12 protein-coding genes are annotated in these 10,469 nt (G+C 51.5%); 7 read left to right on the forward strand and 5 right to left on the reverse strand.

The features are described from left to right. Positions 1-49: 49 nt before the first annotated feature. From NP589_RS12975 to NP589_RS12985, 3 genes are all read right to left on the reverse strand, one after another. Positions 50-1,282 carry an SUMF1/EgtB/PvdO family nonheme iron enzyme gene (locus tag NP589_RS12975; RefSeq protein ID WP_256607374.1) on the reverse strand — a complete coding sequence of 411 codons (1,233 nt, stop codon included), beginning with the start codon at positions 1,280-1,282 and terminating at the stop codon, positions 50-52. 378 nt (positions 1,283-1,660) lie between these two features. After that, positions 1,661-3,142, reverse strand: coding sequence for an SUMF1/EgtB/PvdO family nonheme iron enzyme (locus tag NP589_RS12980; protein WP_256607375.1), 1,482 nt, complete (start codon positions 3,140-3,142; stop codon positions 1,661-1,663). Positions 3,143-3,417: 275 nt separating this feature from the next. Further along, positions 3,418-3,894, reverse strand: coding sequence for an FKBP-type peptidyl-prolyl cis-trans isomerase (locus NP589_RS12985; protein WP_256607376.1), 477 nt, complete (start codon positions 3,892-3,894; stop codon positions 3,418-3,420). Between the two features lie 57 nt (positions 3,895-3,951). On the opposite strand from NP589_RS12985, the gene greB reads away from it, so the two are divergent. From greB to NP589_RS13015, 6 genes are all read left to right on the forward strand, one after another. After that, positions 3,952-4,443, forward strand: a complete 492-nt coding sequence (gene greB, locus NP589_RS12990) for a transcription elongation factor GreB (RefSeq protein WP_256607377.1) — start codon at positions 3,952-3,954, stop codon at positions 4,441-4,443. A 6-nt stretch (positions 4,444-4,449) separates the two neighbouring features. Beyond that, positions 4,450-4,614: a hypothetical protein gene (locus NP589_RS12995; RefSeq protein WP_256607378.1), complete on the forward strand. Its 165-nt coding sequence runs from the start codon at positions 4,450-4,452 to the stop codon at positions 4,612-4,614. Beyond that, positions 4,611-5,021: a gamma-glutamylcyclotransferase family protein gene (locus tag NP589_RS13000; protein WP_256607379.1), complete on the forward strand. Its 411-nt coding sequence runs from the start codon at positions 4,611-4,613 to the stop codon at positions 5,019-5,021. The genes NP589_RS12995 and NP589_RS13000 overlap by 4 nt, the downstream gene beginning before the upstream one ends. After that, a complete protein-coding gene (gene dtd, locus NP589_RS13005) occupies positions 5,018-5,464 on the forward strand; it encodes a D-aminoacyl-tRNA deacylase (protein ID WP_256607380.1) in 447 nt (148 codons plus the stop codon). Before NP589_RS13000 ends, dtd begins: the two co-directional genes overlap by 4 nt. 183 nt (positions 5,465-5,647) lie before the next feature. Beyond that, entirely contained in the window at positions 5,648-6,214 is a 567-nt protein-coding gene (locus NP589_RS13010; protein WP_256607381.1) for a hypothetical protein, read from the forward strand. Positions 6,215-6,483: 269 nt separating this feature from the next. After that, positions 6,484-6,996 (forward strand): hypothetical protein, encoded by a 513-nt coding sequence (locus tag NP589_RS13015; protein WP_256607382.1) that lies wholly within the window; start codon positions 6,484-6,486, stop codon positions 6,994-6,996. Positions 6,997-7,057: 61 nt separating this feature from the next. Here the strand turns inward: NP589_RS13015 and NP589_RS13020 are convergent, their stop codons facing one another. After that, positions 7,058-7,453 (reverse strand): CBS domain-containing protein, encoded by a 396-nt coding sequence (locus tag NP589_RS13020; protein WP_064008377.1) that lies wholly within the window; start codon positions 7,451-7,453, stop codon positions 7,058-7,060. 423 nt (positions 7,454-7,876) lie between these two features. Between NP589_RS13020 and NP589_RS13025 the strand changes: the two genes are divergently transcribed. Continuing rightward, positions 7,877-9,907: a methyl-accepting chemotaxis protein gene (locus tag NP589_RS13025; protein WP_256607383.1), complete on the forward strand. Its 2,031-nt coding sequence runs from the start codon at positions 7,877-7,879 to the stop codon at positions 9,905-9,907. A 30-nt stretch (positions 9,908-9,937) separates the two neighbouring features. On the opposite strand, the gene NP589_RS13030 is transcribed toward NP589_RS13025, so the two are convergent. Then, complete coding sequence (locus NP589_RS13030; protein ID WP_064008375.1) at positions 9,938-10,294, reverse strand: hypothetical protein; 357 nt, start codon at positions 10,292-10,294, stop codon at positions 9,938-9,940. Positions 10,295-10,469 lie beyond the last annotated feature (175 nt).

Genomic DNA, 10,469 nt, shown 5'->3' on the forward strand with positions numbered 1-10,469 from the left:
CGCTGCAAGTGAAAAAACCAAAGAGAAAAAGGGTAAAAGGCCAAAGTGCTTAGGGTAAGTCCTGGGCGAGACGGAAGCCAAGGTCGTTGGTGCAAGACGCAGGGACAAGCCAGTTACGTTCTGCCGAACTCAGGGTGTCCCGCCCGCTATACCATGAGCCGCCCCGTAGCACTCGGCCATATTCACTACCAGCGTTTTGGTGTATCCACGCTGAACCGTTATTTGGAGCATTGTTATAGCTCTCATGCCAGAGATCTTCTAACCATTCACAAACATTGCCGGCCATATGATACAAACCAAATTGGTTAGCTTTGATACGCGCATCGTCTACCGGCAGGGATTTACCGCCGGAATTCTCTGAAAACCAAGCATATTCGGTAGCATGCGCATCCCCCCAAAAATAGTCGCCGGCGCTACCGGCGCGAGCGGCATATTCCCACTCGGCCTCACTAGGTAGCCGATAACGCTTATGGGTAGTTTCCACCAACCAACGCGCATAAGCCGAGGCATCTTCCCAACTCACATTGATCACCGGTCGCCGCCCTCGGCCCCAACCTTCGTCGTGCGGTTTAGCTGCACCGGTTTGTTCGGCAAAATAATCGTATTCCGAAAAGGTCACCGGGTATTTGCTTAGCGCAAACGGCTTGGCGAAAGTGACAATATGGACCGGCTTTTCGTCCTCGTATTCATTGCTGCCCATCTGAAATGAGCCGGCGGGAATCACTACCATTTCTGGTTCTAAGGGTCTTAACAGATGTTTATACTTATCGACCAAGTGCCGAGGTAATGAGAGTTTTACCATACGGTGATCAGAACTCGATTTTAGCGGTTCAGTGGGTTGTAGCAATTCGCGCGATGGTTTAATTAAATCGGCGGTGTTCTGCCCTCTTTCCACACTCAATAGTCTTTCGACAGCACGTTTAAGTTGAATGAACGTATGGCTATCGGTTTTGCCATTCCAGGAAACAAAGTTTTCGGTATGTAGCGATAAGAAGTTGATGGGTGGATCAACTGCATCCAATAAAATCGGTACAAGAATTTTTCGTCTATGCCCCAACGTCGCCTCGCCTTTAACCCACTGCGACTTCCGGGACGCTTCTGACCAAGCCACTATCATGCAACCGGCCTTGCCAATCTCGTCTTCTATCTGATCATGAAAGTCCTGGCCTGCCAACAACGCACTATCCCAAAACACCGACCAGCCTTGTTGTTCCAACGCAGTTGCCAGTAATTCAGCCCTGGTTAAATCCGCGCGGGCGTAACTCAAAAAAATGTCGGCCAAGCGATCCTCGACTAGGTGAAGTTTAGTTATGTCAATTGTAAATCATCAGGACCAAAATCGGCGCGGAGCCTTTTTGCGGGCTTGAGACACCGTCGTTACAGCTGGGATTGCTGGAACCTAAAAGCCATGGATGGTTTGGGACTTTCCACATCCCTGTGGACTGGATACCGGCAATCCCTGCCGGTATGACGGTTTACACCGCGAAAAAATGACGCACGATGAGAAATGTATGTAGATTAATCAACCGTTTAAACAACTCATGGCAACTTTGCACGGCTTGTGGCATGCTATCTTTCATAGCCCCCCAAAAATCGCCAGCGGCCTGGCGGCCGCTGCAAGTGAAAAACCAAAACCGAAAAAGGTAAAAGACCAAAGTGCTTAGGGTAAGTCCTGGGCGAGACGGAAGCCAATATTGCTGCTGCGGTGGCCAAAGGTCTCCCAGTAACGCAGCGCCGAACGCAGGTAAGCCCGGTAGGTTTCCCAGGAGCCGCCCCGCAACACCCGGTGTTCACATTCTTTCGGTTCCCAGGCGGTACCATCTTTCGGCGTATTGACGTAATTTCCAGTATAACAATCCCGCACCCACTCCCAAACATTGCCTACCATGTGATACAAACCGAAGGCATTGGGTTTGATACGAGCATCATTCACGGCTAGGGTTTTACCGTCAGAATTGTCCGAAAACCAAGCGTACTGCTCGGCATCGGCATTTCCCCAGAAAAAGTCACTCGTACTGCCTGCACGGGCGGCGTATTCCCATTCGGCCTCGCTGGGCAACCGGTAGCCGCCTGTGGTTTTAGCGTTGAGCCAACGAATATAGGCGACGGCATCTTCATAGCTGACGCACACGACCGGACTAGTATCATTTAGTATGAAGCCTGGGTTTTGCCAATTGCTTTCGGCATTCATTGCAAACTCGGAGCCATTGGACACTCTACAACCAAAGGCGTCATACCCGTTTGCCTTGACGAACGCGGCAAACTCGGCTTGGGTCACTTCATATTTGCCGATGGAGAACGCGCCAAGTTTAACTTTATGGCGGGGCTTTTCGTCTTCGCTAGCTTTTGGGTCCTCTTCAGCCGACCCCATCCAAAACTCGCCGGCGGGTATCGTTATCATTTCGGGCTGTTTTATCGAGGACGGGGTCTTTTCCGAATCTTTCTGGGTGACCAGAAGCTGCGCAGGCTCGGGATTTACCAGTTGCACTGGGCCGTTTAACAGTGGCGATTTCTCAGACGACGGAGTCAAAGGATTGTTTTTGCTACTTTCCAAAACAGATGTGTCTACACCATCAGGCGCGCGATTCAACACCGAATAAAAGTCGTAAAACACTACTCCGATGATAAGCGCTGTTGCAACAGCCAATCCCAGCGCCAATTTGCCGCGTTTTAGCTTCTCCGGCAGATCAAACTCGGCGGTTTGAGTGGTTTGCACTTCAGAGATTGAGGCGTCAAAGCCTGCGTGTGTTTGCCCCAACCGTTGCCGGATAGCGTTACACAAGGCTACAAAGGCAGGATCATTACTGTCACCGCGCCAGTTGGAAAAGTCTTCAGTATGAACTGCGCGAAAGGCGATGGGCGGATCGACTAGCTCGAATAATATCGGAAGTAAGATTCGCCGTTCGCGGCCTATCGTTGCCTCACCGCGTACCCAGTCGGAGTGTTTGGCCGCGCTGGACCAGCCCACTATCATGCAGCCGGTTCTTTCGATAGCTAGTTCGATCACTTCATCGACATCATGGCCGACCTGAATAGACGAGCGATCCCAAAATACCGACCAGCCTTGATTTTCCAGGGCAAGTGCCAGCAGTTTAGCCTTGGCTACGTCTTCTCTGGCATAACTCAGGAATATGTCGGCCACTTAGACCCCGGTATTTGGAAATTGATAGTTTGCGGATTGTAATGCAAAAAATGCGGAACGGCGCGCGCCGCTGTGGCTGCGCGCTAACGCGGCGGGACAATGCCGTTGAGTTGAGGTTTGCTGTGGCAACTTCCCCTCTGTGGAAAAGAGGGGGGTTAGGGGGAGATTTTATGACTAAATCCCCCTCGATCCCCCTTGTGCCCTGCGGGTACTTTTTCAAAGGGGGAAGCAGCTTGCCTTAACGTAGTTGTACTGTCGGCAGAGGGAATGAGATATTAGTGGTGGCAGCCTGCACCGTGGATATGCCCATGGGCCATTTCATCGGCAGTGGCTGGTCTGACGGCGATAATTTCCACGTCAAAGGTCAAATCTTCGCCAGCTAAGGGATGGTTGCCGTCGATGGTGACATCGTCGCCGTCGATTTCGACGATGGTGATGATGCCGGGGCCATGGCTAACGTCGGCGTGAAATTGCATGCCAATATCGATATCCATACCGTCGAACATTTTTTTGGAGACCACTTGGATCATCTCTTCGGAGACTTCACCGTAGGCCTGGTCTGCAGCGATGGTGACGTTGAATTTGTCGCCGGCTTGCTTGCCAGCTAACGCAGCTTCTAGTCCGGAGATAATGTTGCCCGCGCCATGCAAATACAACAAAGGCTCTTCGCCTCTGGAACTATCCAGCTGCTCACCGTCTTGGTTGGTTAAGGTATAATGGATGGTAACGGCTGTTTTGTCTGTGATTTGCATAAGCGTCTTCGCTGGATGAAAAAAGCCGACATCATATAACCTTTTTCCCGAAAAAACATGTCACGCTGGCGACCGCCCCGCCCTAAATCTTCGCCGTACATCACCGCCGAAGGCTATCGCACACTGGAAACCGAACTGAAACAGCTCTGGGAACGCCGCAAGGACGTCACCATTGCCTTGACGGCGGCGGCGGCAGAGGGCGACCGGTCTGAGAACGCCGAGTATATCTACCGGAAGAAAGAACTGCGGGAAATCGACCGGCGCATTCATTATCTGCAGAAACGTTTGCCGTCTCTGACTGTGGTGTCCGAAAAGCCGGCTAATCGGAATCAGGTGTTTTTCGGCGCCTGGGTGACCTTGGAAACCATGGACGGCGACGAAATCACTTATCGCATCGTCGGCGCAGATGAAATCGATACCACGGGCGGCTTGATCAGCCTGGATTCGCCGCTGGCTAAGGCGCTATTGAAGAAAAATCTGGATGACGAAATAGCAGTCCGTTACGCCGAGCAGGAAACGCGGTATTACATTACCGCAATCCGTTACTGAAAACCTATGAGCACGCAAGCCTCGTTTACACGTTTGAAATGGTTCGTGATCATCCTGCTGCTGACTATTGTAGAAATCGGTCCGATTCCGCTACTGGGATTGACCATGCTGTATATCATTGCTATCCGTCCACGCTGGTTCAAGGAATTGGTCGACCGCATTTATTCATGACACAAACGCAATACCTGTTTGTTTATGGCACTCTGCGCAGAAATCGCCAAAATCAACGCCAACACCCCTTTCTCGACGCTTGCGATTTCATCAGCAGCGCATCCGCGTTCGGCGAATTATACGAAATCTCTGGCTATCCCGGCGCTATCGCTGGTGGAACCGCTCTAATCACAGGTGAAATTTACTTGATGCAAGACCCAGAGCGAACGCTGTCGGCTCTTGATATTTACGAAGAATGCGCCGCACATTTTCCGCAGCCACATGAATACATCCGCCGTGAGTTACAGGTAAGTTTGCCAGGTGGACAAACCGTTTCTGCTTGGATCTATCTTTACAATCGGTCGCTGGACGGATTAATACGTATCGACGACGGCGACTATCTTAACTATCTGCAGGAACACTCATGATCAGCATTATCCAGCGCGTCACCCAAGCCAAAGTCACGGTAAACGGTATCGACATCGGCGTGATCGGCACCGGCATTATGGCGCTGGTAGCGGTTGAAAATGCCGATACGCCCAAGCAAGCCGACCGCTTGCTGGAACGGATTTTAAATTACCGAATCTTTGCGGACGCCGACGACAAAATGAATCTGAGTTTGCGCGATATTCAGGGTGGGCTGCTGCTGGTACCGCAATTTACCTTGGCGGCCAACACCGATAGCGGCAACCGGCCCAGTTTTGCCTCGGCGGCTCCACCTGAAATGGGCCGTGAGTTATTCGCTTATATACAAAAGCGCGCGCTGGAGATATACCCATCCAGCCAATTCGGCGAATTTGGCGCCGACATGAAAGTGGCATTGGTCAACGATGGGCCGGTGACGTTTACGCTGCGTTGTCTGGAAAAGTAATCCTGTATCACCCCGTTTACTCCGACGCTTTGGGTCAAGCCAAGCCCATATTTGAATCAACATCCGTAAGACCCGTGCGCCTACCGATAAATATAACTGTGTTAAATAACACAATTATATTTGCCTAACATGCACCTTCCCCCCTACAATTGCGCCACATTAATTACCAAACGAGAAATACATATGAAACTTCAACATTTGCTAATCGCCTTAACCTTGCCGGCTTTGCTAACCCTGACAGGATGCGAATCGGCAAAACCGGTCGAAGCAACTGCTGAGCCTGCGGTAGTGGCGCCAGCAACCGCTGTACCGGCTGAAACTGCTGCCCCCGCGCCAGCCGCACCCGCCATGTCACCGGAACATTGCGCTAAACATAAAGCCGATGCCGCAGCACATAACTGCGTCGAGCATTGCGCCAAACACAAAGGTAAAAAAGGCAAAGCTTGCCTGAAACATTGCGCCGATAAAGCGGCAGCGGAACACGATTGCACGAAACATTGCTCTGATCACCCAGGTGCTAAAGACAAAGTCTGTGCCCAACATTGCGCGCAAGATGCCAATGCCAGCGCCCACCAATGCGGCACCGAGCATTGTGCGCATCACGAAGCCGCCGCTGCCGCCAATTGCAGCAGCCACCATTGCGCCCATCACCAAGGCGGCGCAGCCCATGATTGCAGTGCGGATCATTGCAAAAAGCACGGCGGTGACATGGCCGATTGCTGCGGCTCCGCGCATAAATGCGATAAGTAATTTGTAATCTCAGATCAGATTCGGGTTTAACTGCGGCGACTACACCATCCGCAGTTAAACCCGATCAAACAAATCCCGCTCTTCGGGCTTGCCCTAGCCCTTCAAAAAGTCCAATACCACGCTTCTCCGGACGGCTAGACTAGCCGCCAACTTATTCAACAGCCGACAAGTGCATCTTTTAGATTGCCGAATAGCTTATATCTGCGCTAAATTCTCAAATCAGGCCACAACAGGCCGCCAGACATTTTTATTCAGCAATAGAGGACCTCATGGCCGAATCCAATCAAAATCCCGCTATCGCCGCCGCGATCATTGGTGTAATCGGTTCGATCAGCGTCGCCATCATCTCTAACTGGGATAAATTGACTGGACAGCAAAAGACCGCCGAATCGCCCCCGACGCAGCAAATCGCGACGGCAACTTATCCACCGCTTGCCAAGACAAAACCCGCAGTAGTGGAGACTTTGCCGGTCATCGACATCAGCGGCGACTGGTATAACCCCGCCGCGCCGAGTGCGGGCGGCACCCACATCGACCAACGGAGCGACAGTTTTGAATTCCAGGGGTGGGGGATGCTAGCGCAAGGCGTAGGCTACACATCAAAGGGAAGCGGCAATCTGATCAATCAAACCCTGACTTACGATTACACTGCACAGTACCAAAACGGCTGGGTATCGAAGGGTAATTGCACCGGCACGGTAACGCCGAACGGCGCGAAGATTACCGCGACTTGCACCGATACCATCATGGGTACCTATGTGTCCGCCGGCGTGCGGCAATAAGCTGGACAAGGCACAGACAACGACTCGCGAGGAATGGCTGTCTGTCCTTGAACTAAAACATCTAGCGAATGGCTAACAACGCTCTTAACACATCGACCCGGCTGATCATGCCGACAAACTGATCGTTTTGAAAAACCGGGAAACTCCTGGTCGGCGATTCCTGAAATTTGCTGGCAACATCCACGAGACTGGCATCGGCATTAACAAATTGAGGGTCTTTGCTCATGAACTCCCCGACTTTTCCGGCCATGCTTTGGTTGTAAGCGGATTCGACAAACACTTTCATGCCGTCTTTTTCGGAAAATATCCCCACCAACTTACCTTGCTGGTCCACAACCGGCACGCTAGTCACTTTGTGGTCCAGTAAGATTTTAACCGCCTGAGAAATTTCGGTATCGGGGGTAACGGTAACGATTTTGGTCGACATATAATCGACTACAGCTATTTTGGCTAGCATGGTGTACCTCCTGTTATTATTTTTTATTCTACGGTTGGACAGCCATGCAAGCGACCGGTTCAGCGATCAGCTAACTTCTGCCCTATGCGATTATTATAAAAATTCCCCGCACTAGCTAGCTTTATTATTCCCGGCAACATGGAAGCAACGGCTACCGAAATACGTAGCGATTTCGGCGTCGGAAACCAAGTCCGGGATAACTGGCTAATCCGCTATTTACCCCAGCCGCCAATTCCCTGTAACGGCTATTTCCAAGAACGCGGGAGTTCTCTACCGGGCCTTTGGCAATTGCGCCCCCACCCGCGCGGGAACACGACACTCAAGGGTCGGGCTAATACGCTACAAAATGACTGTGCAGCTCGCGTATCAGTCTAAACTTGTCAAACCGCACATTGACGTTTCTGCTGAATATGGATACCCCTTATGCTTAACCCCCTTAGTAATCACTCCGGCCCCCAGGATTTTTCCTTACGCAAACTGTTGACCGTATTGACTGCCACGGTCGCTCTACTACTGGTGGTCGGTAATCTATTTGTTTGGATCAGCCATGACAAACTACAAACAGCGGAAGCCGAAAAACAGCGTCTGATAAACGCTACCCTGGCGTTTAAAAATGTTCGCTATCACGTAGTGCAAATCCAGCAATTTCTTACCGATGCGTCAGCGGTAGGTGAAGACGATTACAGCGAGGCCTTAGCGGAAAAAAACGCCGCTCATGCGGAACTGACGAGTTTACTGACGATGATGCCGGACATGAAGCTGGCGATTAAAGATGCCGATAACGCCGTGAGTGAGCTTTACGCCACCGGCGAACGCATGGCGGACGCTTATTTTCAGCAAGGTCGGGAAGCCGGCAACCTGATCATGAAAGCCCCGGCGGATGGCTTCGATGCGGCCTCGGAAATTCTGGCCAACAAACTCAATCAGCTTGCCGGCACCTTGGAACAACAAGCCAACGCCGCCTCGCAGCAGCAAAACCAGATGCAAAGCCAAATGTTCACGGTCAGCGCCACGGTTGCCGGCCTGGCTTTGTTATTGATCGTGTCCGCAAATGTCTGGCTGATGCGAAAATTATTTACCGTACTGGGCGGCGAACCCAGCTATGCGTCGAAAATAGCCGGCAGTATCGCCAAGGGCCAGCTAGACATCAACGTCGCTACCGAGAAAAACGATACCAGCAGTCTATTGGCGATTATGAAGCTGATGGGCCAGGAACTGACCAGTCATATGCGCGAGATCAACGCGGTTAGCAAGCAAATCGGCCAGTCTTCCTACCAAATATCCAATATCTCCGGCGGTATTTCCAATGCCAACCGCTCGGAACAAGCTCGCTCATCCGAGGTAAAAACCGCCACTGAACAATTACGTACCACCACCGAAGAAGTCGAACGCTTTTCCGTAGAAATCCGCCACCGCACCCAGGAAACGCAAAACACCGCGCAAAAAGGCATCGTCGCCGTTAACGAAAATCTGGATGAAATGCGCCGGGTTGTGAAAGAAGTGGAAAGCGCGGAAGCGAAAACCCTGGCGTTGCGCCAAGCCAATCGGCAAATTCAGGATATTACCACCACCATCCGCAACATCACCGAGCAAACCAATCTATTGGCCTTAAACGCCGCCATCGAAGCCGCCAGAGCCGGCGAATACGGCAGAGGCTTTGCGGTGGTAGCCGATGAAGTGCGCAAATTGGCGCAAAACGCCTCCAGCGCTACCGCCGAAATCGCCAGTATTATTGGGGAACTAACCAAAATCATAGAAGAAAACACGCACGCGATGGGTTCCATCATCCAGACCACCAAACAAGGTATGGAAAAAGCCGAAACCACCAGCATAGTCATTAACGAGATTGTCGACCAGATAGCGGAAAACGCGGGTACCGCGCAACAAATTTCCATGGTCGCTCAACACCAACTGGACAATGTCAACCAGTTGCAAGCCAGAGTGCAAGCTTTGTTCGAGGCGTTGGGACAAAACGAATCCAAGGTGCACATCACCCGGACTATCAGCGACGATCTCTATGTGGTCACCGAAAAAATGCGCACCATGCTCGAGCACTTCAGTTTCGATGCGCAGTGGACTGCCAAACCCGCCGCCAACGAACATCGCAAATTCCCACGCAGCAGCCACTATTTGCTGGCGCATATCGAAATCAACGATTTGGTGCTTGACGGGGTCACCGCCGATTTCAGCATGTCCGGCGCCTGTCTGCGCTTACCTGTGGCACTGCCCTGCCCGCTAAACAGCGCCATTGCCGTTCAGCTACGCATTCCTTACGACAATATCCAGCAATATGAAACCCAACTACCGCTGGAGCTTACATGTACCCTAGTCTGGCACAAAGCCGTGGACGGCGAACACCACTACGGCGTCAAATTCAATGAGTTCATGCCGCCGGAAACGGCGCAGAGCTTGAAAGCCTGTTTCGCCTTTTTCAACCACTCCGCAACCTATTAGCCACGGTTTGAAAGTACTCGGCTCAAAAGCTCAATCGAACGCGTTGCAGCAAGGGCACTTCCAATCGACATCCGCCGGCCGCGTCGGGTGTACGTGATTCAGCAGTTTTTTCGAGCCGCCGAAATCATGGTAGTTTCGGCAGACTTTTTCGAACGCGGCCTTGGGCGATGCGGCATAACTGAATTTAAATTTGGGATACCTGCCGACATGTTGCTTCAGACGGGCGTTTAGATCGGTTTCCGAGCGGCCGACGTATTTGACGACAAATTTATTGGTTTTCTGATTGATGATGCCCAAGGCATAATTGCCCTCGGCGCTTTCGGTGATTAGTTCGTTGATTTTGGCATTGCTCAAATCGTAAGCCCCTTGCATATCAAGTGAAGCCATGTGTCCTCCAGTAGCGTCTAGCTATTCTTATAATCAAGTCGTAGGTCTGGCAAATATGCCTGATGGCAGGATAATACTCTCATCTGGGTCAAGTATTACTTTAAATATTTCAAGTTCAGTCCTGCACATTTGTAACGGGCCACGCGACCGGACAGAATATACAGCTTAGGTTTAA

The organism is Methylomonas rosea, from assembly GCF_024505055.1.
Taxonomy (GTDB): domain Bacteria; phylum Pseudomonadota; class Gammaproteobacteria; order Methylococcales; family Methylomonadaceae; genus Methylomonas; species Methylomonas rosea.

Coding starts and splice junctions, on each gene's coding strand:
- NP589_RS12985 (WP_256607376.1), bottom strand. CDS start 3,894: ATGCAAATCACAGACAAAACAGCCGTTACCATCCATTATACCTTAACC.
- NP589_RS13015 (WP_256607382.1), top strand. CDS start 6,484: ATGGCCGAATCCAATCAAAATCCCGCTATCGCCGCCGCGATCATTGGT.
- NP589_RS12995 (WP_256607378.1), top strand. CDS start 4,450: ATGAGCACGCAAGCCTCGTTTACACGTTTGAAATGGTTCGTGATCATC.
- dtd (WP_256607380.1), top strand. CDS start 5,018: ATGATCAGCATTATCCAGCGCGTCACCCAAGCCAAAGTCACGGTAAAC.
- NP589_RS13010 (WP_256607381.1), top strand. CDS start 5,648: ATGAAACTTCAACATTTGCTAATCGCCTTAACCTTGCCGGCTTTGCTA.
- NP589_RS13020 (WP_064008377.1), bottom strand. CDS start 7,453: ATGCTAGCCAAAATAGCTGTAGTCGATTATATGTCGACCAAAATCGTT.
- NP589_RS13030 (WP_064008375.1), bottom strand. CDS start 10,294: ATGGCTTCACTTGATATGCAAGGGGCTTACGATTTGAGCAATGCCAAA.
- greB (WP_256607377.1), top strand. CDS start 3,952: ATGTCACGCTGGCGACCGCCCCGCCCTAAATCTTCGCCGTACATCACC.
- NP589_RS13000 (WP_256607379.1), top strand. CDS start 4,611: ATGACACAAACGCAATACCTGTTTGTTTATGGCACTCTGCGCAGAAAT.
- NP589_RS13025 (WP_256607383.1), top strand. CDS start 7,877: ATGCTTAACCCCCTTAGTAATCACTCCGGCCCCCAGGATTTTTCCTTA.